The sequence below is a fragment of the Sulfitobacter litoralis genome, assembly GCF_900103185.1.
GTDB classification, from domain to species: Bacteria; Pseudomonadota; Alphaproteobacteria; order Rhodobacterales; family Rhodobacteraceae; genus Sulfitobacter; species Sulfitobacter litoralis.
On the sequence record NZ_FNJD01000008.1, the window covers coordinates 31,306 to 56,638 of the forward strand.

The following is a 25,333-nucleotide window of genomic DNA, read 5'->3' on the forward strand; positions in this document are numbered from 1 at the left end:
CGTTACTTGATCTGGTTGGTTGTGGTCATGATCTGATCGGCGGTTTCAATCGCTTTCGAGTTCATCTCGTAGGCGCGCTGAGCCGAGATCAGATCGGTGATTTGCTGGATGATGTTCACGTTCGACTGTTCAAGATAGCCTTGGCGCGTGATGCCGACGCCGGGGGTGCCTGGGACGTTTTGCACAGGCTCACCGGATGCGGCTGTCTGCTCCATCAAGTTGTCACCGACAGGTTTCAGGCCAGCCTCGTTCAGGAACGTCGCAAAGTTCAACTGGCCGAGTTCCACCGGTTCAGGCTGATTTTCGACATAGGCCATGACCACGCCTTCTTGGTTGATCTCGACCTGACGCGTGAGTTCGGGCACGATGATCGCGGGTTCGACCTCATAGCCGTTCAGCGTGACCAATTGACCTTCGGCGCTCAGCTGAAAGTTCCCGTCGCGGGTGAAGGCCTGTGTCCCGTCGGGGCGGTTAACGGTGAAATAGCCACGCCCTTCGATGGCGAGGTCCATCTGGTTTTCCGTCTGGATCAACCCGCCTTGCATGTTGTGGCGGATCACCCCTGCCGCTTGGACACCTAGGCCAATATCAGTGCCTACGGGCCGCGCAGTGCCTTCTTCCGAAGTCAACGAACCGGCGCTTGCAAAACTTTGATAAACCAAATCCTGAAATGCCGCCCGACCACTTTTAAAACCGGTGGTGTTTGCGTTGGCGATGTTGTTGGCGATGACATCAACGTTGGTTTGCTGTGCCAGCATCCCTGTGGCCGCGATCCCGAGTGCTTTCATCTTATACTCCTTTCGGGGGCGTTACACGCGCCCAAGTTTCTGGATGGCCGTGCGGGTCAGATCATCGTCGGACCCCATCAGCTTGACCGAGTTTTCATAGGCCCGCTGGATGTCGATAAGCCGGGTCATTTCTAGGACAGCGTTCACGTTGCTGCCTTCGACAAAGCCCTGTTTGACCTGCGGGCTTTCCATCTGCTGTGGCTGGCCTGCATTGGGGGGCAGTTGATACATGCCCGCGCCCATCGGCAGCATCTGGGCCGCTTGGTTAATCGCCACAACGCTGATCGCCCCCAGCACCGCGCCTTGTGGGTTGGTGACTGTGCCGCTGGTGGTGATCATCACCTCGTCACCGACGTCATCGGGCAAGACCACAGGGCCGCCGCCGACGCCCATCAACGGCATGCCTGCCGCGGTCTTCAACTGGCCGTCCACGTCGACCACAAGGCGCCCGTGGCGGCTATAGCCTGTCTCGCCGCCGGGCATTTGAAACTGGAACCAGCCGTCACCGGCAATAGCGATGTCCATCGGGTTGCCAGTCTGCGTGAGAGGGCCGTCGGAGAGTTCGAGGTAGGTCCCGCTTTCGCGCACATAATTGATGGCGTCTTGACCGCTGCCATCTGGGACAGATTGGGTCACAGGGTGGATCGCCTTGTAGCCCGATGTTGTGGCGTTGGCGAGGTTATGCGCCGCAGTATCCATGCTGCGCGTCAGTGCGGTTGCCTGAGAAAGCGACACGTAACTGATATTTGTCATCTCATCCCCCGACGATGCTAACGCAAAACAAAAACCGCATTCTACATGTTATTGCAAATATAAATTTTCATGAATACAAGGATAAGGCAAGCTGTAATTACTATATCAAGGATAGTTGTGCGCCGATATATTTGCCTTGCTGTGCTTAAAGGGGCGCTGGTTCTTGCTGTTCCGGCGGGTGTCCTTGTGGCAGCGCCGACGGATGTCGTGGATACTCTTGACCACAGCATTTTAGATTCAGGGCGGAGCTGGCGGCGCGATGTGGATTTGCGGCGCTGGTCTGCGGATGGCTTGCGCGCCGATATGCGGCACAACATCGATAAGCTGGGCAGCCAGCGGGGTCCCGACCAAATCCGTGTGATGCTGGATATCGCAGAGCTGTATCTGTCGCATATGCTGCTGTTCGAGGCAGGGGCCATACTGGCCGATGTGGTGCCCGAGACCCCTGGTCCCATACGACGTCATCGGGCGCTATCAGACGCGGTGCGGCTGCTTGCAGGAGAGGCTCCAACGGCGATGACGCCGCCTTTTTCGACCTCGCCGCTGGCGGGTAGTCGGCCGGATCGAGCCTTTTGGGCCAGCCTCGATGCCATCGCGACATCGGATGTTCGGCGGCTGTCACTTAATATCGAGGCCAGCTTTGGCGGGCTCAGCACGCAGCCTGAATCAGTTGTACGTGCAGTGTTGCCCGTGCTGCTAGAGGCGGCGATAGAGTTGGACAAGCGCGAATATGTCGATGCGACGCTGCGCTTGATGGATGAAATGCCGGACCTCGCGGGGGCTTCGTCCGGGACATTCCTGCGGGCACGGGCGGCGCAAAAGCGGGGCGATGAGGCCACCGCCCTTAGGACATATCTAGAGGCCGCCGAGGGCTGGGACCAATATGCCGTGCGCGCGCGGATGGCGGTGGCGGATATGGCGCTTGCCGAGGGCGGGAAGGGGGCGTTGCTTGCCGCACAATCGACCCTAAAGAGCGGATCAGAAGCGTGGCGCGGCGGTCGTTATGAGCTGGAAGTGCTGTATCGCCAAGAACGCGTTTATCATGCGCTTGGCAACGATCCCGAAGCGGTGCTGACCCTTGGTCGCATATTGCTGCGCTTTCCCGAGCGCGCCGAGGCGGCGTCGATCGAAGCACGTGCACAAGAATTGTTGGCGCGTATCTATGCTACGGGGGGCGAGGGGCAATATCCCTTGTCGGCGTGGATGGCGCTGCATCTGCGGCTGCTGCCACATTTCCGGTACACCGAAGGGTTCACGGCGCAGATCGAAACGTTGGGCGACTATGTCCTGAAGCTCGGGTCAACCGACCTTGCGGCCAAGGAATACCGTCGTGCGGTGCGCATCCTGCAAGAAAAGCAGGAAGAACAGGGCACCTCGCGTGAGGCGGATATTTTCCGCCTGCACCTGAAGCTCGCGCAGGCCCAGATGCGCGGCGGCCAGTTCGCCGAGGCTCGGCTGACGCTTGACCAGATGGACCCGAGCGTTGCGCCAGAGCTGATGCAAGCGCATCAGACTTTGTTGGCAGAAGCCCTATCAAAGCTGGGGGATAAGCCCGCATTATTGAAGGCGTCGGTCAATACCCCGACGGCACAACATCTGCGCGATGTGGCTTTGGCGCTGTCCGAAGAAGAGCGCTGGCCGCAGGCATCAGAGGCTTTATCGCAGCTTTGGCGGGACTACCCACAGGCCTTTTCCTTGCAGGATGCCACACGGTTGCTGATTGCGGCCTACCGGTCTGAAGATCAGGGCACACTAGAGAAGGTCACCCGATCCTTTCCTAGCCTTACGCCGTCTAAGGATCTGATATCGCTAGCGAATAGCATTTCTGAAGCACGGGATGGTGTGGATCCTCTAAGCGCCAGCAGCGCTGCAAAGCGGTTAGATCAGCTGGAAAACGCTTTTGAAAGTATCGCCAATTCAGGGATATCTCCATGAACTCGCATCCTGATGCGTCGAAATTGCAAGGTTAGGCAAAAATAAAACGCTACAATTTAACCTTCCTTAAACTAATCCGTCTATTTGTGCTATTAGGCAAGAATACCAAGAACGATAACGAGGTAGAAACATGAGCATTTCAAGTGCGCTTCAGACCGGTGTCAGCGGGTTGCGCGCCAACTCCAAAGCGGTTGGCAGCATCTCCGAGAACATCGCAAACTCGAACACGGTGGGGTACCGCCGCGGGTTCGCGCATATGGTCACGACCACGGCTTCGGGCGGAAATGGTGACGGGGTTTTGTCGGTTAATGCCGTCGAAGAGATAGACATCTCGACAGCGGGCGGCTTGATCTCGACCAACTCGCCTACCGATCTGGCGATCGGCGGGAATGGTTTTTTCTCGGTGTCGATGAACCCGAACGAAACAGTTCAGACCAACTATATGCTCACGCGTGCAGGATCTTTCCTGCCGGATGAAAAGGGCAATCTGCAAAATGCGGCGGGATATTACCTTGCCGGTTATCCCTATCAGCTGGATGGCGGCATCGGATCCGTCGACCGCACATCGTTTAGCGATATGGAAACCGTAAACATCGGTAACCTGAATATCTCTGCCGGGGTGACGACGACCATTTCTTCCTTTGGCAACCTGCCGTCGCAAGATACAGGTCAGGCCGAACCCGGTGCGCCTTTTGTGACCTCATCCGAAGTGTTTACCGCCTTGGGTGAAAGCCAGCGGGTAAGCTTTTCCTGGGCCCCCGGCGCGACGGCCAATACGTGGGATCTGGCGATCGCGGACCAGAAGGGTGATCCCTTGGGCAGCGTCACAATCGAATTCAACAACGCAGGTCCGGCCGCCGGTTCGCCCCTAGGGTATACAAACGCCACGTCGACAGCGACAGCACCGGCTGCGTTTTCAGTTGATCCAGAGACAGGTGTGGCAACCATCACGTTGAATAACGGTGTCGTCCCGCAAGAGATCGACATCACATTGGGCAAGCCGGGCAGCTTTGACGGGATCAGCCAGTTCGCCGGTGACTTCAGCCTCGCATTTGATCGCGACGGGTCCAGTGCAGGGGAGTTGGTGCGTACCGAGATCACCGAAGAGGGCACTTTGTTCGGCATTTTTGACAATGGTATGCGCCGCGCCCTTTACGATATTCCTGTCGCTGTTGTGGCCAACCCCAACGGGCTGGTCGAGGTGAAGGGCAACGCCTATCGCCTGTCTGGCGAGACCGGGTCGTTCTCTGCGTTGCAGGCCAATTCCTCTACCGTTGGGTCGATCAACGCCGGGGCGCTTGAAGGCTCTAACGTGGACATTGCGCAAGAGATGACCGACTTGATCAAAGCGCAGCGGGCGTTTTCTACCAACGCCAAAGTTATCACGACCGTCGACGATATGATGGATGAAACCACCCGTCTGAAGCGATAATCCAGACGGTCTGACCGGAGCATGACATGAGCCTTACGGGCGCGCTGAATTCGGCCACGGCCGGGTTATATACCACACAGGGTCAGTCGCGGGTCGCGGCGGATAACGTGTCGAATGCGATGAACCCGGGGTATGTCCGGCGCGAGGCGGTGCTTGTCACCGCCAGCGGCGGGCAAGGCGGCGCTGTGATCAGCGAGGTCCGCCGCGAAGTCGATGCGACGCTGCAGCGGATGTCGCGGCTCGAAAACGCCCGGATGACGCAGTACCAATCGATTCAGGAAGGGCTGACCAGCTATACTTCCTATCTGGGGCAGCCCGGCGATGGTACGTCGCCCGCGGACCGGTTCAACGATTTTCAGAACAGTCTGACAACACTGGTAAATATGCCATCGTCGAATGGTGCGCAGACCGCGGTTGCGTTGGCAGCAGAGGATTTGGCGCGATCGGTCAAAGGGGCGGCGACGACCTTGTCCACCACGCTGAGCGACGTGAACATGGAGATCCGCTATGAAGTCGCGGATTTGAACACCGCGCTCTATCAGCTGCGTGACCTGAATGCCTCGGGCAGCAGTTTTGCGCCAGGATCGCTAGAGGCTGCGCAATTTGATGAAAAAGTAGATACGATCCTTGATCAGATATCGGGCATTGTGGATACGCGGATGCACCGGTCGTCCAATGGGTCGATCAGCCTATATACCGTCAGCGGTGCGGCTTTGCTTGAAGGGCAAGTGGTTCAGGACGTGACCTTTAACCCCAGTGACGGGACGCTGATGGCGGGCAAACAAGACATCACCCCGTTCAAAGACGGCGTCCGCGGTGTGCAGCACGGCAGTCTTGCGGGGCTATCCGAACTGAAAAGAGAGACGATACCGCGGTTTAGTCAACAGTTGGATGAATTCGCCCGCGGGTTGATCCAGACCTTCGAAGGGGCCGACGCCAGCCTGGAACCGAACGAGGCAGGCTTGTTCACCGACAACGGCAGTGCTTTTGATCCCGATAACCTCACCGGACTGGCCAGCCGCTTGCAGGTGAACGACAAGATTTCCTCAACTGGCGATGCCGAGGTTTGGCGTATTCGGGACGGGTTAGAGGCGGTTTCCCCTGGTGCAGGGTCTGAAATGGGGCAAATCAACGCCTTTCTGACCGCACTTGATGACCCCATGAACGCCGCGAAAGGCACAGGCATTCCGAGCGAGGTCTCATTGCGTGATTTCTCAGCCGAGATGATCACCAGTCAGGCGGCAGAGCGTGCGCGGGCCGAGAATGATTTCAATGCAGCGGCCTCTGCGGCCGAGGTGGTGATGTCGGCGCGACGCAATTCCGAGGGCGTCAATATCGACGACGAGATGCAGCAATTGTTGTTGATCGAACAAAGTTACGCGGCAAATTCCAGAGTGCTCGCAGCAGTGTCAGAGATGATCGACACGCTGATCGCAGCGGTATGAGGCGGATAAAATGGTTCTAGGCATCAGCAGTTTTTCGTCGTTTCAGTTTAACCTTTTCAACCGGCAGAACGTACAGAGCAACACAATGGCGTTGCAGCGTGCGAGCGAGGAAGTCGCCACCGGAAAAAAGGCCGACATCTATGCCGATCTCGGCCCGCGCGCCGCGTCGGTCATGAAACTGCACGGCCGTGAGGCGAATACGCAAACCTTTATAACGTCGAACAAGGTCCTCGGCAGCAAGCTTGACGCGATGCTTGCCTCGGTCGACGCTGCGCGCACGCAGGTGCAATCGGTGCTGGAAAGCGCGTTGGTCAATGCAACGCGGGACAACAATGGGGCCGAAGTGCTCCAGATGCAGGCGCGGGCAGCCCTTGAAAGCCTCGTGTCGACGATGAACACCTCGTATAACGGGGAAAACCTGTTTTCAGGTCTGGAATCCAACAAGACCGCGCTGACACGTTGGCCGGAAAATAGTGCTGAAACCGGGCGGTCACCGCAATCTGTGATGGAAGAAATCTTTGGTTCCGGCCCGACGGATCCCGCAAGTGCCCAAGCGATTGCAGATCAGATTGACGCGGTTTTCCAGTCTCAAGACGCCGATGCCAGCCGAAATTTCCAAGGCACTTTTTATCAAGCGTCACCCGAAGCCGATGCAGCTGGCAACGAGACAAAGCAGCTTAGTGCTTGGGTGAATACCGGCCAAGAGGTGTCATATGGCGTGCGTGCGAATGAACAATCCTTCCGCGATGCCTATAAGGGCTTGGCAATGCTTGCTGTTTCGGATGTGAGCCAGATGGATGACGCGGCCTATAGCACTTGGATGTCAGAGGTCGTCGACAGCCTGTCAGCGTCGCAGGAAGGGATGTTGGATATCTCTGCACGGATCGGTTTCAACCAGCAGATCGTCGAGAAAACACAGATGCAGCTGAATGATCTATCGTTGGTCCAGCGCACGCAGATTTCCAACTACGAGAGCGTTGACCCCTATGAGGCAGCCACGCGGATGAACAGTCTGGAAACGCAGTTGCAAGCGAGCTATCAGGTGACATCGCGGCTCTCGAGCCTGTCGATCCTGAACTATCTGCGCTGATCAGCTTGCCTTGGAGGTCACCTCGGGCGAGCTGAGCTTATAGCCACGACCATGTACGGTTTCGATATACTGCCAGCCCGACTTTGACGCCGACGCGAGCTTTTTGCGCAGCTTGCAGATGTAGACGTCAATCACCTTGTCAAACGGCTGGTCGATGCTGCTGCCATAGATGGCGTCATAGATCGCGTTTTTCGAGATGACCTTGTTCGAGTTCAGCGCAAGATGCTGAAACACCGAGTATTCTCGTTTCGACAACTTAATCCGGCTGCCAGACACAATCGGGTCGCGCCCGTCGAAATAGGCCGTCAGCTCTCCGACAATCACGCTTTCAGAGGCGTGACCATAGTGCCGCCGGATAATCGAATTTGTCCGCGACAGCACCTCTGCACCGCGTATAGGGCTTACGATCACATCATCGGCCCCGAGGTTCAGCAGATCTGAGGTGTCTTTGGCGTTGCGGAAATCCTTGAGGACGATGACCGGATTGACGCAGCCTGCTGTACGCATCGCACGGATATACTCACGCGTGTCATCGCCTTCACCGATCAAAACCGCATTGGTTTGGTGGCCAGGTTGCAGCAAGGGGCCAAGCCCGGTGGTGAAAAACTCGGCTGTCACAAACTGAAGCTCGATACCTGCGCTGCGCAGTTCTGCGGTTAGGCCGGCGCATCGTTCTTTCCGCTGTTCGAAAATATACATGCGCATGTTTTTGTGCCCTAAACCCTGACTATTCCTATCGGTAGCAAGTATATTCTGCGGTAGCAACAATTAATAGATGATTTAACTTGTATAAAACGGTCTGCTACGTGATTATGGCAAGGATAGTTGAACTGTTCTTGTACCGGAGATTTCGCAATGGCGCACCGCCAGCGACCCCCTTTTTCAGCATGGCTGCGCGGCTTGCAGGTGATTGCGGCAGCCGCGCTGCTTGCGTTGCCGGCAGTCCCCGCGGGCGCGCAGGTTCGGATCAAGGACATCGCGCATTTCGAAGGGGTCCGGGAAAACCATTTGATCGGCTATGGCTTGGTTGTGGGCCTTTTGGGGACGGGGGATAAGCTGAACTCCAGCCCCTTCACCCGTGAATCCATTCGCGGCATGCTTGAACGTTTGGGCGTTGCCAATCTGGATGGCGAGACGCTGAAGACCAAAAATACCGCAGCTGTGATGGTTACGGCCAAGCTGCCGCCTTTTGCGCGGCGCGGATCGCCCATCGATATCACGGTGTCGTCCTTGGGCGATGCGACCAGCCTGCGCGGTGGCACCTTGTTGATCACACCGCTGACCGGTGCAGACGGTGAGGTCTATGCCGTCGGACAGGGTGCGGTCGCGGCCTCGGGGTATCGCGTAGACGGCAATGCCGCGAGCGTCGTGGACGGCGTTCCGACTATCGCACGGATCGAAAACGGTGCCATCGTTGAGCGCGAGATCGAATTTAGCCTCTTCCAGCTCGACAGCATCCGAATTGCGCTGAACAATCCGGATTTTACGACCGCTGACCGTGTGCGCGAGGCGATTGCCCGACACCTCGGGTCTAGTCAGGTCGAAGTGCTGGATTCCGGCACGATCGAGGTCTGGGTCGGTGACAAGCGCAACGCCCCAGAGACGATCATGGCAGTTGAAAATCTGCTGGTCACGCCGGATGCCGTTGCGCGGGTCGTGATCGACGAGAAATCCGGCACCATCGTCATGGGAGCTGATGTGCGGATCGCGCAGGTTGCCATCAGTCAAGGCGGATTGACCGTGCGCGTGCGCGAGAACTTTGGCGTTAGCCAGCCCGGTCCAATCAGTGTTGGTGGCAATACGGCTGTGATCAGCGAAAAACCCATCTCTATCGGGGGGACGACCGTGATCGTGCCCGAAACGGAAATCGATATCCAGGAAACTGACGGCAGCTTTAGCATTCTGAACGGTGACGTGAGCCTGCAGGAACTGGTTGATGGGTTGAACGCCATTGGCGTTGGCGCACGGCAGACAATCGCGATCCTGCAGGCGATCAAAGCCGCCGGTGCCCTACACGCCGATCTGGAGATTATCTGATGACGGGTCCAATTACTCCGGCGCTGCCTGCTTTCGACATCGCCAAGCCCGATCGCGCGGCACAGACGGGCAAGGAATTCGAAAAGGTGTTTCTGACCCAGTTTGTCGATGAGATGATGAAGACGGCCGGCTCATCTGCGTTCGGGGGCGAGCAGCAAGCCGATATGTGGCGGTCGTTCATGTCAGAAGCCGTTGCTGGCCAGCTTGTCGAACAGGGCGGTTTCGGGTTCTCGGGCAGCGTGTCGCAGATGCTGGATGCTTACGGTCAGGGCAAATCCACGGTCGGAGGGCAGGGCGAATGATGTCGCGCACCTTCCGCTTTGGTCAACGCGGCAGCACCCCAGAGGGGGAGGCGACGGACCAGCCTGCATTAACCCCGCAGGACGAAGAAAACATCCACGCCTATGTGGCGAAGATCCACGATACAATCAACGTGCTGAACCGCGAGATAGACGCGATCAAGGCCGGCGATCTGGACGTTGTCAGCGCGATCTTCGAGGAGAAATCCCGCGCGCTGAAATGGTTGGAACTGCAAACACCGCTTGTAGAGCCCTTTATCGATCACCCGATTATGACGGAGCTGGAGGTCAAGCGGCACCTCAAGCACCTCAAAAGCGCGATTGAAGAAGACAGCGCCATTTTGTCCCGCATGGCGGTGGCGGCGCGCACCATTCTGCGCGAGGTGAAAAAGATCAGCAATCGTAACGACCTAGATGGAAATTACGGGAAGATGGGGCAACGTGTCAGCGGTGTTGCCGACAAGAATATGCGCGTTGATCAGAAATTCTGATCCGCTTTCTAGCGATTTACCCATTTTGTTAACCCTGCTTTAACCTGAGCTGCTAAGTAGTTCAGGTTAGCCTTTCTACGGCTGACCTCAGTCAGAAGACTGGATCAATACGAGAAGCAAGGAGAACATTAAATGTCGTCCATTCTCACCAATAGCTCCGCAATGAACGCTCTGGCCACGTTGAAAGACGTGAACCGCGGGCTGAACCAAACACAGGACCGTGTTTCCACGGGTCTGAAAGTGGCATCTGGTAAAGACAACGCTGCCTATTTCGCCGTCTCCGAGACGATGAAGGGCGACAGCGGCATGTTCAAAGCCATCAACGAAGGCATGTCTGCGACCAAGAACTCCGTCGCGACAGCCCGTCTTGGTGCCGAAACTGTTGCCGACATTGCACAACAGATTGTTGAGCGTGTTGCCTTCGCCCAAACCGACGGCGTGGATCGTAATGATGTTCAGCTCGAAATTGCTGCGCTTGTTAAGAACATGGGAACTGCAATCGAGCAGGCCACCTTTAACGGCGATAATTTGGTAGACGGTACAAAGACAACCCTCGGGGTCGATGACGGCGCTGGCGGGCGTACGGCAGGTACACCTGTCACTCTGGTCAACGGCGTAAAGCGGGATTCGGCTGGTTTTGGGACAACGACTTTCTCCTTTGAAGGTGTTAACCTAAACGACATCAAAACAGCCTTCGAAGCGATCGATGTATCCGCCGCGGATACTGCAGAGACTTCAGCCGGTGCAAATGATGAAACTAACATACGGACTAAACTGGCGGCTGCTGAAAAGCAGCTAGCAGCATCGATCACTGCAGCCACATCCCTCGGCATCACCGAGAACGCTCTGGAAGGTCAGATGGAGTTCATCGACAGCCTGACGGACACGCTGGATTCCGGCGTGAGCTCGATGGTTGATGCGGATATGGAAGAAGAAGCGGCACGTTTGCAGGCCTATCAGGTTCAGCAGCAGCTGGCGACGCAGTCCTTGTCGATTGCCAACCAGGCCCCTCAGAACATCCTGAGCTTGTTCCGTTAATTCGCTTTCGGCGTTTTATGAAAACACCCTCTCCGCCTTTGGTGGGGAGGGGCCCTGAGGACACAAACCACCGGCCCGGACATGCGTCCCGCCGGTTTTTTATTGCGCCTGACCAGCCTCGGCGCGGGCGCGTTCCTCGAAAAAACTCCGCAGCGGGTCGTCGATGCCGGATTCAAGGATCATTCGGTAGGTGTCTGCAAACCCCTCGGCGGCGGGCGTTTTATCGCCACGGCTTTGTGACAGAAACGGGCTTGCTGCCTGAAAGAAGGTAATGGCCTGATCGGTTTCGGGGTCGGACCCTGATTTATAGGCCCCAAGGCGGATCAGATCCTCCATATCGGCATAGCGGCCCAAAGCCTTGCGCGCGACTTTGGTGATTTCATACTCCTCGGGGGAGTGGCACCCCGGCAGCATCCGCGACAGCGATTTCTGCAGGTCGATCGCAGGAAAGCGCCCCTGTTCCGCGATGCGCCGGTCGAGCACCAGATGCCCGTCCACGATGCCGCGCACGGCATCCGCGATCGGTTCGTTCATGTCATCCCCGTCCACCAACACCGTATAAAGCCCTGTTATGTCGCCCTCGGCCGCCATGCCGGGGCCTGCGCGCTCTAGTAAATGCGGAAGCTCGCTGAAGACCGACGGCGGATAGCCCCGTAGGGTCGGTGGCTCGCCACGGGCGAGGCCGATTTCGCGCTGCGCCATGGCAAAACGCGTAACACTGTCGAGCAGCAGCAGCACCTGTTTGCCCGTCGATTTGAAGTATTCGGCAATCGCAGTCGTGGTGAGCGCGGCCTGCTTGCGCAGCAGCGGCGCCTCATCCCCGGTGGAGACAACGACCACCGCGCGCGCCATGCCTTCTTCGCCCAAATCCTCTTGGATGAACTGTTGCACCTCGCGTCCGCGCTCTCCGATCAGCCCGATCACGATGACATCGGCATCCGTATTGCGGGCGAGCATGGCCATCATCGTCGATTTCCCAACGCCGGAGCCCGCGAAAACCCCCATCCGCTGTCCGCGGCAAATGGGCGTAAAGATGTCGATGCACTTGATTTGGGTCTCTAGCTTCTCGCCGACCTTTTTACGATCGAACGCACCGGGCGGATTGGCGCGAAAACGGGTTTTTCGTCGGGGGCGTCGCGCACGTGCATATTGAGTGAGCGGGCGGCCAAGCGCATCGACCACCGTGCCGATCCAGCTTTCGTCGGGGAAAACCATATCGTCATGTTCGATCAATTCGACCGCGTTTCCGACAGACACGCCTTCCCATGTGCCAAAGGGCAAAACGCAAAGGTCGCTGCCCTGCGCGCTCACGACCTCACCGTCAATATGCCCTGCGGGGGTGTGTACTCTGCATTGGCTGCCGATGGCCGCCATTGCTTCCAGCCCGCCGACCGTCAAGGTCATGCCGGTGATTGATTTGACGGTGCCCGAGATCTTTGCGCTGGCGCATGAATAGATGGACTTTTGCAGGTTTGCGAAGGCAGAAGTCAAAATATACTCTTTCGAAAATATTCTATCCTTGCTATATATCAAGGATAAATTATGAGTCTAGTATGAATACAGATCCTACATCCTTGTTCAGTCTTGCCCCCAAGCGTTTGCAGTGGCTTGCCACGCGGCAAAACGTCGTGTCCGAGAATATCGCCAACGCAAATATCTCGGGTTACCGGGCGCAGGACGTCCAAAGCTTCGCGAGCTATCTTGAGGATACCGGCAGGTCGCAGCAGTTGCAGGAGGCCGAAGTGGTTGAGGCAAAGGTTCTTTCTGGCGCGACCATGACCGGGAATAACGTGAATCTTGAAGAGCAGTTGGTCGAGGCGAATAGTGCTTCGGGACAGTTTCAGATGGCAGCCAGTTTGTACCGCAAGGCGCATGAGATGGTTTATGCCGTTGCAGGTCGACGGTAGTAGGAGGCGGGCGCGATGGATTCTCTTTCCAGAATTTCAACAACAGCAGCCAGTGGGATGCGCGCGCAGGGTGATCGGTTGCGCATTGTGTCTGAAAACCTTGCCAACGCGAGTTCAACCGCGCAGACGGCTGGGGGTGATCCCTATCAGCGCAAGGCCATTTCCTTCGAAAGCGGTACAGATCCGGCCACCGGCGCGGCGATTGTGCAGTCTGCGGGCGTAACGCGGGATGCTGCCGACTTTACCCTGCGGTACGAGCCATCGCACCCAGCGGCCGATCAGAATGGTTACATCAAGATGCCGAACGTTAACCCGTTGATCGAAATGAGCAACATGCGCGAAGCCGCGCGCAGCTATGAAGCAAACCTTTCGATGCTGGACAAGGCGCGCGATATGCGCCGTCAGCTGGTCGAGCTGTTGAAGTAAGGTGCCAGAATGACAGATTTTTCCGCCATCCGTTCCTCTTATGTTGAAGCCGCCTATTCCAAGACGGTTCAGGGAGAAACGCGCGGACCGAAGGCTGCAGGCCCCGCTCCCAAAGATTTCTCGCAAATGGTTGGCGATGCGGCGTCGCAGGCGGTGGAATCCGTACGCAGCGGCGACCAGATGGCGATCAAGGGGCTGACAGGGCAGGGCAGCCTTCAGGAAGTTGTTCAGGCCACCATGGCGATGGAGCAGACGGTTCAGGTGTCGGTGGCGTTGCGTGACAAATTGGTGGAAGCGTACCAAGAAGTTATGCGCATGCCGGTTTAACATCAGGTTAATGTACGCCATGTTTTTCGGAGGTCCACTGTGGATCCTGTCACTATCTACGAGATCATCCGGCAGACGTTGACCGTGACACTGATCGGATCAGCGCCGGTGCTGGTCGTGGCGCTTGGGGTCGGACTGGCCATCGCCTTTTTCCAGGCTTTGACCCAAATTCAAGAAATGACGCTGACTTTTGTGCCGAAAATTGCCGCAATCTTTGTAACGCTTGCGATCAGTATACCCTTTATCTTTTCGACACTCGTAGGCCTGTCTGACCGGGTTTTCGACCTTGTGGCCAATGGGGGGCTTTAGGGTGCGCTTGTCTGCATTTTTGCTGGCGGTATTGCTGCCGATATCTGCACAAGCGGACAAAGCTGGCTGGTCGGGGTTTTACACCGCGTCGGTATCGGCGGTAAAACCTGCGGCGCTAAGCACGAACCAAAATCCGATGCGGATTTGCATTGAGGAAATTCTCGCAGCTGAACAACGCTATGACATTCCGGGAAACCTGCTGCTGGCCATAGGTATTCAAGAAGCGGGTCGCGAAGTGAACAACAAGTTGGTGGTGTGGCCCTGGACCGCAAATACGAATGGCACCGGCACATTTTTCGGGAGCAAGCTGGCCCTCGAAGCGCATGTCCGCGAGACCCAGGCGCGTGGCGTTCGGTCGACAGATGTCGGTTGTATGCAGATCAATCAGCGTTGGCATGGTGACCAGTTTGCCTCGCTCGAGGAGGCGACGGCACCGGTGCATAACGTAGACTATGCCGCGCGCTTTCTCACATCGCTTTATCACGAGACGGGCGATTGGTGGCAGGCGGCTGGCCGGTACCATTCCTCAAACGCCAGCTATAAAGCGGTTTACCTAAAGAAGTTGAAGCAGAACCAGCGCATCGCCCAAGCATTCTTGACCCGCTTTGCGAGTGATGTCAGCGCTGGCGACAACGCACCGCAACAGGTTGCAGCTGCCCGCGACATGCCCGACTTTAATTGGAGCGCAGATCTAAGCGGCGCGAATTCCGGGAAAACGCGCGGTGCGTTATCCATTTATTCGACGCAGGTGTTGACCCCGGTCCTACCCCACTATGCGGAGGTCAACTGAACGTGGCGACACCCGACACAAATCCGGTGCCCTTCAGCTTTGCAAAGCTGAGTGGTGCCAATCGCGACATCGGGTTTGCCGTGGGGATGGTTCTCATTCTGGCAATGCTGTTTATTCCGTTGCCTCCTTTCTTTCTCGATCTTGGTCTTGCGATCTCGCTCGCGCTATCTGTACTGATTCTCATGGTGGCGTTGTGGATCGGTACACCTCTTGAATTTAACTCCTTTCCGACGCTGCTGCTGGTCGTCACGATGCTGCGTCTCGCCCTTAACGTATCCTCAACCAGATTAATATTAAGTGAAGGCCACAATGGCCCAGGTGCCGCAGGGAATGTCATCGAAGGTTTCTCGCAGTTCATTCTGGGCGGCGATTTCATCATCGGGATCATCGTTTTCACAATTCTGGTGATCATTAACTTTATCGTCATAACTAAGGGCTCTACTCGGATCGCAGAAGTCGCAGCGCGATTCTCGTTGGATGCGATGCCTGGCAAACAAATGGCGATCGACGCTGACCTAGGGGCGGGCGCGATTACAGAGGAGGAGGCGAAAACACGGCGTAAAACGGTGGAGGAAGAAAGCTCTTTCTTCGGGGCCATGGATGGTGCGTCGAAATTTGTCCGGGGCGATGCGGTCGCCGGGTTGATCATCACGCTGATTAATGTGTTCGGCGGCATTATGATTGGGATGATCAGCCACGGCCTAAGCGTCGGCGATGCCATGAGCCGATATACGGTGCTGACCATCGGGGACGGTCTGGTTACGCAAATCCCGGCTTTGGTGGTTTCTCTTGCCGCTGGTTTGCTCGTGACGAAGGGCGGGACGCTGGGTGCCGCGAATGAAGCAGTCTTGGGCCAGCTTAGCAACTTCCCCAAGGCGCTATATGTCGCAGGCGGCCTGACATTCTGCATCGGTTGGCTGCCCGGCTTTCCGCTGATGATCTTTCTTGCGTTGTCGACGGGCATGGTGGGGTTTGGCTATATCATGCAAAAGTCTTTTCTGGAGCGGGATAAAGCCGAAGAACGAGCGGCAGCGCGCCAGGCCGCCCCTGCTGAAAGTACCGAAGACAAGCTTTCGGATATGCTTCGGGTGGATGATGTGCGGCTTGACCTTGGTTCCGGGCTTGTCCCGATGATTACATCAGTGAATGCCGCCCTACCAGGCAAGGTAAAAAGCCTCAGGTCTCTGTTTATAAAGGACTTTGGCTTTGTCCTTCCTCTTGTCCGGATTAAGGACGATGCCGAACTGCCCGCCTATACCTACACCATCTCGCTGCAAGGCGTAGAGGCGGCGCGCGGTGAGGTTGATCCGATGATGATGATGGTCATTAACCCCTCCGGGCAGGAGATCAATTTGCCCGGCAAGCGCACACGCGAGCCCACCTTCGGGCTCGAGGCCATATGGGTCGACGAAACGCGTGCTTCCGAAGCAGAGCTAATGGGGATGACGGTTGTCGATCCTGAAAGTGTGATTACCACCCACCTGACCGAGGTGATCAAAGAGCACATGCCCGAGATACTCACCTACGCTGCGACGCAGGAACTGATTGAAGGGCAGGATAAGGAATACCAAAAACTGCTTTCAAATGGGTCGGACAGCAGCTCAGCCGTCATGTTGCAGCATGTTCTACAAGCGCTACTAGCTGAACGGGTATCGATCCGGAACCTTTCAATGATCATCGAGGCGGTCGCCGAGGCCAGTGCGACGTCCAAGAATATCCGGACCGTGATCGAACATGCGCGGAGCAAACTCGCCAAGCAAATCTGCCAGTCCTTAAAGGATTCTCAAGGGTACGTACCGGTGATTAACCTGGGCGGTGATTGGGAGCGCGAGTTAGCGACCTCTATTTCGAAGGCAAATGGAGAGGAGACGTTTTTGATGTCTCCATCGCGCGTGCAGGAGTTCGTTCTTGCTGTGCGGAAAGAAATCCAAAAATTTTCGAGCGCGGATGAATGGCCGGCCATTTTAGTGAGCCCCCAAGCGCGCCCATACGTACGGTCGATACTGGAACGGGTCAGCCCAATGACCCAGGTGATTTCGCATAACGAAGTCCACCGCAAAGCGTCGTTGCGTACCGTTGGCACCGTCGGGTAAGGGCCCGTGGCAATCGAACCTTTCATTTCGTCATTGTTTTTCTCATTCTTCGTTGTGTTTGCGCGCATTGGAACAGCGCTGATGTTCATGCCGGGTTTTGGCGAGGTTCAGATTCCGGTACGGCCGCGTCTATCGCTCGCGATGCTGATCAGCCTGTCGCTGCTGCCTCTGACCCCGATCGCAAGCTCGTTGCCCGACAGTATCGTGACCGCGGTATTCCTGTTCGGCGCTGAGGTGCTGATTGGGTTATGGATCGGGCTTTGCGCACGTATCCTCTTGTCAGCATTGCAGTTTGCCGGATTTCAGGTGGGGCAGGTATCCGGGTTGGCGAATGCCTTTGGACCGTCGTTCGGATCATTTGAAGGGGCCACAATGGTCGCCAGTCTTTTGCTTATGAGTGCGGTTACCATGATTTTTGTCACAGATACCCATCATCTGATCATCCGCGCGTTACTCGCCAGCTATCAAGTTTTTCCGCCCGGTCAGTTCGTCCTAGCAGATCTGGCGGATCAAATTCTGCGCGTGGCAAGTGCGAGCCTCTATATTGGCACGGCGATCGCGGCCCCATTTTTCGTGATGGGGGTAATTTTGAACCTAGGTATGGGGTTGGCAAACCGGATGATGCCGCAGCTGCCCGTGTTCTTTGTCGCGGCGTCGCTGCTGATTGGGGCAGGGCTACTGATCCTTGCCATCGCCCTGCCAACCATGCTTGATTACTTTTTGACGCGGTTCCAAGAATGGATCATGGGGTTTAGGATCTAATCATGGCCGAGAACAGCGATAGCACAGAAAAGACGCTAGATCCGACCGAGAAGAAGCTTAAGGACGCGCGCAAGAAAGGCGACGTCCCATCTTCGAAAGAGACGGGAAATATGGTGGTTGTCGTCGCGATGCTGGCGATCGCTGCCTTGATCTTGCCGTATCAAGCCCCGCAAATTGTGGTCGCGCTTTCGGTTCTCCTAGACCACGCTCCCACCCTGTTGGTCGCCACGGGGGAGCCGGGTGTCATTCGGTTGGGGCAGATCATGAGCGAGTTTTTCTTTATGATCGTCTGGGCGGTTCTTCCGATCTTTGGTGTGCTGTTCCTAGGGGGCGCGATTGGCGCGGTGATCCAAGGCGAAACTGTGGTTGCCGCCGAGCGTATCAAACCCAAACTTTCGAAATTATCCCCGTTCGAGGGATTTAAGCGTCTTTTTTCGGCCAATGCGCTGGTCGAATTCGTGAAAAGTATCGTCAAAGTGTTGGCGATTGGCGGGCTCGCCGTGTGGTTTACGAATGAAGCAGTGCGGCGCATCTGGACATCGGCTGGTTTCATCCCAGAGCACCTGCCCGGCTATCTGACCGCCGCCGCGGTGAAGCTGCTGATTGCAGCGGCAATTCTGCTGGTGCCCATTGCGATTGCCGACATCTTATGGCGGCGTTTTGACTGGCGGCGCAAGCAACGGATGAGCCAGAAGGACATCCAGGACGAGCATAAAGAATCCGAAGGCTCCCCCGAAATCCGCCAGAAACGGGCGCGCCGTCGCCGCGAGTTGTCGCAGCAGCGGACCATTACCGCCGTGCCTTTGGCGGATGTGATCCTGACCAACCCCACACATTATTCGATTGCGCTGAAGTATGACCCTGCGCAGGACATGGCCCCGGTCTGTATTGCCAAGGGCGCTGATCATCTGGCGCGGCGTATCCGCGAGGTGGCATCGGAACACAATATTCCAATGATCGAGAATAAGCCGTTAACGCGGATGCTGTATGACGAGATCGAAGTCGATCAGGTCATCCCCGTCGCCCATTGGGAAATCGTGGCGGAGATTATTAGCTTTGTCTTTGATCTGCGCAACAATAAGAAGCGCGCGGCACCGCAGGGATCAATCCTGCGGACCGACCCGAATTAGCGCAGTTTGATGCCCGTTAGGTCCTGGTCTGCGGGCAATTGAGAGCGTTCAAGAATAATCTTGGAAACCGCGCGGGCACGCACTGCGGGAATTTTCGCAAGGATTGGCGCGGCAGTTCTTGGCTTCATGGTTCCGAGGATCATGATGGTGGTTTCGATATCCAGATCATCCATAATACGCGCGGCATCCGTAGGCTTCATATTTGTATAAAGCTGGATCAATCGATCAAGGTCATCGGTCTGTGCGGCGTCAACGCGGCCCAACAGGCTCTCGATAGACGTCTTCAGTTCCGTTAGCGACGCCTTTTCGATGTTAAGCCGTTCACGTGCCAGGGCAAATTCAGCCCGCTGGTTTTCCAGCTCTACCTGTTGCAAACGCACCAGTTCACGTTCTTTGGTCAAAGAAATAAGCACGTCTTCCGGCGCTTCGCAGCCGTTTGACAGGTCGGGCAGATTAGCGACCAAGGGCGGCGCATCCTGAACCGGCTGCAGCTCCGTTTCTTCCTTGGTTTCCGCCGCAAGCACGACCATTGGCTGCGCGGGAAGGGGGCTATCTTTGAACATCGGCAGCTCTGGGAAGGACAGGGCCGCTTTGGCACAGAGCGTAAGCGCCAGCCCCCCAATGATAATCTTGCCGTTAAACATACCTGATCCAAACATCTATCAGCCCTTCGCCGCAGAGGAATTTTCGAAAAATGCGCGCACCATTTCCTTTTTATCCCGCACCACACGGACGCCATTGCGTTCGGCCGGAACGGGCTTGGTGGCGCGGCGGCTTGCGAAAGAGGCGGCGGCTTCTTCTACGGGGCGTGGTTCGTCGACGGGGTCAGGCACACGCTGCGCGGTTTCAATGCTTTCACGCATGTGATGCACCGATTGCTCGGATTTATCGACCGCCGATGAGAATTGTTCAACCAGCGGCTCAAGCTGCTTCAGCGTCGCGGTCAGCTTGCGTAACTTCATCGAGACCACATATCCATAGCCGATGCTGCCGATCAGCAATACGACGATCAGACTGTCAATTATCGTTGCTATCATCTTCGTGGTCCTCCAGAATTTCCAGCTTTTCGGTAATTTGCACAGCCACGTAGCCGTTATTGCGTTTCCCCAAAGATACGTTGAACATCGGGGTATCGGCGCAAGTCACTGTCGCGTCGCGCCCTTCTTCGATACCAAAATCAATCGTATCGCCTGGACGCCACGACATGATCTTCTGTAGGGGAAAGACGTTTTCGGACAGCACGACATCCAATTCTACATGGGCACGTTCGATCTGCGCTTCGATAAGGGACCGCCACTGGTCTTGCGACACCATGCGGTCACCGAAATAGACTTTGCCAAGATCAGGCAGAATCTGTTCTAGGGCGTCATAGGGAATGACCAGATCAAGGTTACCTGTGTTGCCTGCCAAGGTGAGAGACAAACGTAGCCGCGCACAAAGGCTGGTATTCTTGGCAATTGCAGCGCCTTCGACCTCTGTGTCGATGCGGTCCAGCTCTAGGTTCGCGGCCCCTACAACCGACAGTGATCGCTCCAGCTCGGCAAAGACAGCAGAGGCGAGCCGCTCTCCAAAGCCCAGTTCAATAGCTGTGAAGGGATCAGTGTTGTCGAAGTCGATATTCTTGGCATTGCCGCCCAGCATCAACTCTACCGCAGTCATCAGAACGGTCTGGTCCATCACCACAAGGATTTCGCCAACGAACGGATGGCCTGTTCCGATAGCGAGAAACGTGGGCTTGGGCAGCCCTTCGATCACTTTGCCCATTGGAATATAGTCGAGCGATGCCAGCGATGCTTCACACATGGCCCGCAATAAATCGGGCAGGGCGACTGAAAGGTTTTCAACCATGCGATCACCGATGATGTCCAGCATAGGAAGCCGGTCAAAGGTGAAATCCGACATGCGGATGATCTCGTCTATCAGGTTAGGGCCTGTTTCGTCGGGTCGTGTTGCTGTATCGCTCGCGCTCATCTCAGCCCCCTATTGCACGATCAGGTCTTTGATCAGGATTTCCTGCGGCAGATCATTGCCAACAGCCGCGCGGGCGCGTTTTAGCAGTTCGGCCTTGATATACAGAATGCCCGCCATGCCGCGCACGTCGTTTTCCGTCAGTCCACGCAGGTACCCGTTAAAGAGATCGCGCATGAAAGGCTGACGCTCTGCCATCAGCTTGTCCGCGCCGTCGTCGGGGCGGTAGGCGACCATCAGGTTAACCTTAAGATAAACCGACGTGGGGGATCCGTTCTGGTCGAACCCCTGAATGTTGGTCAGCATCTCGCCCAGATCAAGCAAGCCGGTGTCGGCTGCTTTAGCGTCTTTTTCGCCGTCTGCGTGATCGTCGGTTTCGGCTTCGCCGTGCGTTTCGTCGCTTGGTTTTTGCGGTGCAGCGTCGTTATCTTTGGCGTCAGCGTGTTCGGCTTCATCGCTCTTGTACTCGGGCTCGAAGGCTTCTGCGTCTTTGACATAGGCCGCGCGCGCAAGGAAGAAGCCACCACCGAGCGAGACCACACACATCAAGGCCGCTGCAATCAGCATTTTGCGCGATCCGCGCGGCCGGTCCGCTGCGTCAGCAGGGGTGCCCTGCTTTGCCGCGGCTGGCTTTTTTTTTGCTTTATCGGCCATGTGGAAACCTTAACTTGGTGTTAATGTACATTCGTCTCTCAGGGCCAAAAACACAAGGTTAAAAATTGTTTAATACTTGCCACGAGGCATGAATTGTTCAATATATCCATAACAAATCGCTGCTGAGGGGCATCATGCAAGGATTACTCGACAATCTTAAGTCGCTCGGTCGTAACAAGCTTATGGTGCTTGGCGGGGCGGGTATCGGCGTGATGCTGTTGATGATTCTCGGCATCGGTGCGGTGACTCGTCCGGACTACGCGCCGCTTTATTCGAATCTGTCGATCACCTCTGCGAATTCAATCGAAGCAACACTGGCGAATGCGGGCTTTGATGCCATGGTGTCGGAAGATGGTACGAGCATTTCTGTGCCGCGCGGTGATGCGGTGCGGGCACGGATGGTTTTGGCCGAAACCGGCATGCCGATCGACGGCGATCCCGGGTGGGAGCTGTTTGACGAAAACAGCGGGCTGGCGATGAATTCCTTCCTTCAGAAAATCAATAAGATGCGCGCGATGGAGGGGGAGCTGGCACGTTCAATCCAGACGCTCGATGGCATTTCGTCGGCGCGTGTGCATCTGGTGCTGCCGGACCGCGAGCCGTTTTCGCGTGATGCGCCTGCGCCGCGGGCGTCGATCATCTTGCGCCCCGAATCCGGCCGCGCCGTGACACGTAAGCAGGCCGTGGCGGTCAGCAATCTGGTCGCCTCTGCCGTTGCGAATCTGGACATTTCGCGCGTGACCGTCCTGTCCGCAAGCGGAGAGACTATCCTTGCTGAAGGGCCAGATGGCAGCAGTCAGGGCGGTGTGCAATCCGCCAAAGCCGGCATCGAAGATCGTCTGTCTCAGGAGTTGCAGAATATCCTAACCGCTCGGGTTGGGGCGGGGAACGCGCGCGTGCATGTGAACGTAGAGCTCACGACACAACGCGAGGTCATTGTAGAGCAGACCTATGATCCAGACCAGCAAGTCGTGCGATCAACCGAGACAAAATCCGAGGACCAGACCGGCACGAAAGCGGCTGGCAATGTGGGCGTCGAGAACAACATACCTGCGGCATTGGCCGACGGCACCGGCGAAGGGTCGTCGACCCGACGGTCCGAAGCCGATGAGATCGTACAGTATGAAATCGGTAACACGCGCCGCGAAATTATACGCGAAGCGGGCGATGTCCGTCGCCTATCTGTCGCGGTCTTGGTGAACGGCATCTACAATGTCGACGGCTCTGACGTGATCTATGCTGAACGCACCCCTGAAGAGCTCGCCCGCCTGAGCGAGCTGGTCCAGACGGCAGTCGGGTTCGACACCGCGCGCGGGGATAGTGTCTCTGTCGATAGCATGCGGTTTATGGACTACTCGATGGATCTGGGCGACCCGATCGATAAAACGATCGGGGATGAGCTCAGCGAAAATGTCGTCTCTATCGTGCGCGGCGTGCTTGCCCTGCTGGTGGTCGGCCTGATCCTCATCTTTGGTGTGCGTCCCTTGCTGCGCAAGTTCAATGAGGGCGATCAGCTTAACAGCTATGAAGACCCGGCCTTGACCGGTGACAAAGCGTCCGAACCCGCGGCTTTGGGCGTTGATGGCCAGCCCGCCAAGCTGCCCGCGGTGCCCTCTGCCGTTGCGGACCTGCAAGAAGACGAAGACCCGCTGAACGTAGATGAAGAAACTATCGACGCCGCCGAGGTGGCTGAATACGTGCGCAAAGAGGGCATCCGCGGCAATCTTCATAAAAAGAAAATCGAAACAATCCAGCAACTTGCTGATGAAAAACCGCAAGAGGTCTTGCGCGTAATCCGGTCATGGCTCCCAGCTGAGGCCGGCGCATGATCGACCTCTTCGCCCGAAACTTTGACAGTGATAACGCGCCCGCGGTCCCTGTCACGACGCTTGATGATGAAGAGCTTAACCTGCGACTGGCCGAGGCACGCAAACAGGGTTTTGATGCGGGGCGCGCTGTCGGCCGGCTGGATGCGCAGGCCGAATTTGACGCGCAAGAAGACGAACGGCTCGCGGCGGAAAGCGAGGCAATCCGAGGGCAATTGGACGTATTGATCGCGCAAGACACCCGTCAATGTCGCGCCACAGAGGCTGATATTGTCGAATTATTCCTTGGCATCGGCGACAGGCTTGTGCCCGAATTGCTGCAAACTTACGGGGTCGATCTGGCTGTGCGCCGCATCCGCGAAAGCGTCGCGTTGAGCCGCAGCACACCGGTTCTGTCGATCACTGCATGCCCCGATGTTGTTGCCCGGCTTGAGGCGCACCCGCCCGTTTGGTTGCCAACTTCGACCGATGACGCGTCGATCAAGATTAGCGCGGATAGTGACTTGCCCCGCGGTGCTGCGCAGGTTGTGTGGCAGGGCGGCAAGCTGGAATATGACATTGAACAGGCAACCACAGCGGTGCGCAGCGCTTTGCAAACCGCCACAGTTGAACTGACCGCAACCACAAGGATTGCTGAATAATGCTACATAATGATCAGGATAAGACACACGCCGACCTGACTGAGGGTTCCGGGCTTAATACGGAAACCAAAGTGCCAGCCGGCTTGGATAGCAAAAGCCTGGACGCGATATTTGGCGTCAAGCTAGACGTTCGCGTCGTGTTGGGGCGCAGCCGGATGCCGATCTCAGAGCTGCTTAATCTGACCAGAGGGTCGGTGATTGAATTGGACCGCCGGGTCGGTGAACCGGTCGACATCATGATTAACGATCGCATGGTGGCGCGTGGTGATCTGGTACGGGTCCAAGGCGACTCGCTCGGTGTCGCACTGCGTGAAATCGTCAAAGACTTCGTCTCAGATATCTGATGATCGCGCGCATTCTGTCCTCTGTTTCGCTGTCTTTGACAACGGGCACGGCCATACTTGTGGCCGCCCTGATCGTATTGGGGTCGGCCGGTTCGGCACAGGAAGCCGACCTGGGCAGTATGGTGCGCGACCTCTCTTCGGCCTTCGGAGACGTAACGCCGGGGACGGATGAAGGGGCCAGCCTTTCTGGCCGACTGATCCAGCTGTTTGCAATCATCACGGTGCTAAGCGTCGCGCCGGGATTGTTGGTCATGGTCACGAGTTTCACCAGATTCGTGATTGTTTTCTCGATGTTACGGCTTGCCCTTGGTTTGAACCAGACGCCGCCAAACATTGTGTTGAACGCAATGGCCTTGTTCATGACCTTCTTTGTCATGCAGCCGGTGTTCGAAGACGCGTGGGAGGCCGGACTTGTCCCGCTGATGGAAAATGCCATCATCGAAGAGCAGGCCGTTCGCAATATATCAGAGCCTTTTTACAATTTTATGCTGGTCAATACACGCGACAAGGACTTGCAGCTTTTCACCGATATCGCAGACGAGGCGTCCCCACCGTCCGACGGCCCGGCCGCGCTCCCAAGTTGGCGGGTATTAGTACCATCGTTCATGATCTCAGAGCTTAGGCGCGCGTTTACGATTGGCTTCCTGATCTACCTTCCCTTCATTGCCATTGACCTGATCGTCGCGTCGGTTTTGATGAGCGCGGGGATGATGATGTTGCCGCCAGTATTGGTATCGCTGCCTTTCAAAGTTATCTTTTTCGTCCTGATCGACGGGTGGTACATGCTGGCCGGATCGCTGATCCAATCCTACGTCTCCGGCTAGGCGCCGCGGCGTCGAAATAGTCAT

At 56.7% G+C, this 25,333-nt stretch carries 28 protein-coding genes; 20 read left to right on the forward strand and 8 right to left on the reverse strand.

What is annotated here, in order from left to right; translation table 11 throughout:
• Positions 1-2: 2 nt before the first annotated feature.
• Together flgG and BLQ98_RS08230 are read right to left on the reverse strand one after the other, a co-directional pair.
• Positions 3-788, reverse strand: a complete 786-nt coding sequence (gene flgG, locus BLQ98_RS08225) for a flagellar basal-body rod protein FlgG (protein WP_093732868.1) — start codon at positions 786-788, stop codon at positions 3-5.
• Positions 789-809: 21 nt separating this feature from the next.
• Positions 810-1,541 (reverse strand): flagellar hook basal-body protein, encoded by a 732-nt coding sequence (locus BLQ98_RS08230; protein WP_093732869.1) that lies wholly within the window; start codon positions 1,539-1,541, stop codon positions 810-812.
• Between the two features lie 117 nt (positions 1,542-1,658).
• Here BLQ98_RS08230 and BLQ98_RS08235 point away from each other — a divergent pair, with 117 nt between their 5' ends.
• The 4 genes from BLQ98_RS08235 (at position 1,659) to BLQ98_RS08250 (ending at position 7,443) form a co-directional block, all read left to right on the forward strand.
• Positions 1,659-3,476, forward strand: coding sequence for a tetratricopeptide repeat protein (locus tag BLQ98_RS08235; protein WP_244148395.1), 1,818 nt, complete (start codon positions 1,659-1,661; stop codon positions 3,474-3,476).
• Positions 3,477-3,606: 130 nt separating this feature from the next.
• Positions 3,607-4,908, forward strand: coding sequence for a flagellar hook protein FlgE (locus tag BLQ98_RS08240; protein ID WP_093732870.1), 1,302 nt, complete (start codon positions 3,607-3,609; stop codon positions 4,906-4,908).
• Positions 4,909-4,934: 26 nt separating this feature from the next.
• Entirely contained in the window at positions 4,935-6,353 is a 1,419-nt protein-coding gene (gene flgK / locus BLQ98_RS08245; protein ID WP_093732871.1) for a flagellar hook-associated protein FlgK, read from the forward strand.
• A 10-nt stretch (positions 6,354-6,363) separates the two neighbouring features.
• Positions 6,364-7,443 carry a flagellin gene (locus BLQ98_RS08250; protein ID WP_093732872.1) on the forward strand — a complete coding sequence of 360 codons (1,080 nt, stop codon included), beginning with the start codon at positions 6,364-6,366 and terminating at the stop codon, positions 7,441-7,443.
• Here the strand turns inward: BLQ98_RS08250 and BLQ98_RS08255 are convergent, their stop codons facing one another.
• A complete protein-coding gene (locus tag BLQ98_RS08255) occupies positions 7,444-8,148 on the reverse strand; it encodes a response regulator transcription factor (RefSeq protein ID WP_093732873.1) in 705 nt (234 codons plus the stop codon). It lies immediately after the preceding gene.
• Between the two features lie 150 nt (positions 8,149-8,298).
• On the opposite strand from BLQ98_RS08255, the gene BLQ98_RS08260 reads away from it, so the two are divergent.
• From BLQ98_RS08260 to BLQ98_RS08275, 4 genes are all read left to right on the forward strand, one after another.
• On the forward strand, positions 8,299-9,480 hold the full coding sequence (locus BLQ98_RS08260) for a flagellar basal body P-ring protein FlgI (RefSeq protein WP_093732874.1): 1,182 nt from the start codon (positions 8,299-8,301) through the stop codon (positions 9,478-9,480).
• Positions 9,480-9,782 carry a hypothetical protein gene (locus BLQ98_RS08265; protein WP_093732875.1) on the forward strand — a complete coding sequence of 101 codons (303 nt, stop codon included), beginning with the start codon at positions 9,480-9,482 and terminating at the stop codon, positions 9,780-9,782. Before BLQ98_RS08260 ends, BLQ98_RS08265 begins: the two co-directional genes overlap by 1 nt.
• Positions 9,779-10,270, forward strand: coding sequence for a flagellar biosynthesis protein FlgI (locus BLQ98_RS08270; protein ID WP_093732876.1), 492 nt, complete (start codon positions 9,779-9,781; stop codon positions 10,268-10,270). The genes BLQ98_RS08265 and BLQ98_RS08270 overlap by 4 nt, the downstream gene beginning before the upstream one ends.
• A gap of 132 nt (positions 10,271-10,402) precedes the next feature.
• Positions 10,403-11,308: a flagellin N-terminal helical domain-containing protein gene (locus tag BLQ98_RS08275; RefSeq protein ID WP_093732877.1), complete on the forward strand. Its 906-nt coding sequence runs from the start codon at positions 10,403-10,405 to the stop codon at positions 11,306-11,308.
• Positions 11,309-11,407: 99 nt separating this feature from the next.
• Here the strand turns inward: BLQ98_RS08275 and BLQ98_RS08280 are convergent, their stop codons facing one another.
• Positions 11,408-12,799: a FliI/YscN family ATPase gene (locus tag BLQ98_RS08280; protein WP_093732878.1), complete on the reverse strand. Its 1,392-nt coding sequence runs from the start codon at positions 12,797-12,799 to the stop codon at positions 11,408-11,410.
• 62 nt (positions 12,800-12,861) lie between these two features.
• Between BLQ98_RS08280 and BLQ98_RS08285 the strand changes: the two genes are divergently transcribed.
• The 8 genes from BLQ98_RS08285 to BLQ98_RS08320 are packed head-to-tail and all read left to right on the forward strand — an operon-like array spanning position 12,862 to position 19,052.
• Positions 12,862-13,215 carry a flagellar basal body protein gene (locus BLQ98_RS08285; protein ID WP_093732879.1) on the forward strand — a complete coding sequence of 118 codons (354 nt, stop codon included), beginning with the start codon at positions 12,862-12,864 and terminating at the stop codon, positions 13,213-13,215.
• A 15-nt stretch (positions 13,216-13,230) separates the two neighbouring features.
• A complete protein-coding gene (flgC, locus tag BLQ98_RS08290; protein WP_093732880.1) occupies positions 13,231-13,641 on the forward strand; it encodes a flagellar basal body rod protein FlgC in 411 nt (136 codons plus the stop codon).
• Positions 13,642-13,650: 9 nt separating this feature from the next.
• Entirely contained in the window at positions 13,651-13,968 is a 318-nt protein-coding gene (fliE, locus tag BLQ98_RS08295; protein ID WP_093732881.1) for a flagellar hook-basal body complex protein FliE, read from the forward strand.
• 39 nt (positions 13,969-14,007) lie between these two features.
• Positions 14,008-14,277 carry a flagellar biosynthetic protein FliQ gene (locus tag BLQ98_RS08300; RefSeq protein ID WP_093732882.1) on the forward strand — a complete coding sequence of 90 codons (270 nt, stop codon included), beginning with the start codon at positions 14,008-14,010 and terminating at the stop codon, positions 14,275-14,277.
• Between the two features lie 7 nt (positions 14,278-14,284).
• Positions 14,285-15,067 carry a lytic transglycosylase domain-containing protein gene (locus tag BLQ98_RS08305; protein WP_272903483.1) on the forward strand — a complete coding sequence of 261 codons (783 nt, stop codon included), beginning with the start codon at positions 14,285-14,287 and terminating at the stop codon, positions 15,065-15,067.
• 2 nt (positions 15,068-15,069) lie between these two features.
• Entirely contained in the window at positions 15,070-17,160 is a 2,091-nt protein-coding gene (gene flhA, locus BLQ98_RS08310) for a flagellar biosynthesis protein FlhA (protein ID WP_093732883.1), read from the forward strand.
• A gap of 6 nt (positions 17,161-17,166) precedes the next feature.
• Positions 17,167-17,922, forward strand: coding sequence for a flagellar biosynthetic protein FliR (locus BLQ98_RS08315; protein WP_093732884.1), 756 nt, complete (start codon positions 17,167-17,169; stop codon positions 17,920-17,922).
• Between the two features lie 2 nt (positions 17,923-17,924).
• A complete protein-coding gene (locus tag BLQ98_RS08320; RefSeq protein ID WP_093732885.1) occupies positions 17,925-19,052 on the forward strand; it encodes an EscU/YscU/HrcU family type III secretion system export apparatus switch protein in 1,128 nt (375 codons plus the stop codon).
• Here the strand turns inward: BLQ98_RS08320 and BLQ98_RS08325 are convergent.
• From BLQ98_RS08325 to BLQ98_RS08340, 4 genes are read right to left on the reverse strand one after another with little or no spacing between them, the layout of a single operon-like run.
• Positions 19,049-19,711, reverse strand: coding sequence for a MotE family protein (locus tag BLQ98_RS08325; protein ID WP_093732886.1), 663 nt, complete (start codon positions 19,709-19,711; stop codon positions 19,049-19,051). The genes BLQ98_RS08320 and BLQ98_RS08325 overlap by 4 nt on opposite strands.
• A gap of 3 nt (positions 19,712-19,714) precedes the next feature.
• Positions 19,715-20,089: a flagellar motor switch protein gene (locus tag BLQ98_RS08330; RefSeq protein WP_093732887.1), complete on the reverse strand. Its 375-nt coding sequence runs from the start codon at positions 20,087-20,089 to the stop codon at positions 19,715-19,717.
• On the reverse strand, positions 20,070-21,023 hold the full coding sequence (locus BLQ98_RS08335) for a flagellar motor switch protein FliM (RefSeq protein ID WP_093732888.1): 954 nt from the start codon (positions 21,021-21,023) through the stop codon (positions 20,070-20,072). The genes BLQ98_RS08330 and BLQ98_RS08335 overlap by 20 nt, the downstream gene beginning before the upstream one ends.
• Positions 21,024-21,032: 9 nt before the next feature.
• On the reverse strand, positions 21,033-21,674 hold the full coding sequence (locus BLQ98_RS08340) for a flagellar basal body-associated FliL family protein (RefSeq protein WP_093732889.1): 642 nt from the start codon (positions 21,672-21,674) through the stop codon (positions 21,033-21,035).
• 134 nt (positions 21,675-21,808) lie between these two features.
• On the opposite strand from BLQ98_RS08340, the gene fliF reads away from it, so the two are divergent.
• From fliF to fliP, 4 genes are read left to right on the forward strand one after another with little or no spacing between them, the layout of a single operon-like run.
• Positions 21,809-23,503, forward strand: coding sequence for a flagellar basal-body MS-ring/collar protein FliF (gene fliF / locus BLQ98_RS08345; RefSeq protein WP_093732890.1), 1,695 nt, complete (start codon positions 21,809-21,811; stop codon positions 23,501-23,503).
• The gene (locus BLQ98_RS08350) at positions 23,500-24,141 is read left to right on the forward strand and encodes a FliH/SctL family protein (RefSeq protein WP_093732891.1); all 642 of its coding nucleotides are present in this window, start codon (positions 23,500-23,502) and stop codon (positions 24,139-24,141) included. Before fliF ends, BLQ98_RS08350 begins: the two co-directional genes overlap by 4 nt.
• Complete coding sequence (gene fliN, locus BLQ98_RS08355; RefSeq protein ID WP_093732892.1) at positions 24,141-24,485, forward strand: flagellar motor switch protein FliN; 345 nt, start codon at positions 24,141-24,143, stop codon at positions 24,483-24,485. Before BLQ98_RS08350 ends, fliN begins: the two co-directional genes overlap by 1 nt.
• Entirely contained in the window at positions 24,485-25,309 is an 825-nt protein-coding gene (fliP, locus tag BLQ98_RS08360) for a flagellar type III secretion system pore protein FliP (protein WP_093732893.1), read from the forward strand. The genes fliN and fliP overlap by 1 nt, the downstream gene beginning before the upstream one ends.
• The last annotated feature ends 24 nt before the right edge of the window (positions 25,310-25,333 follow it).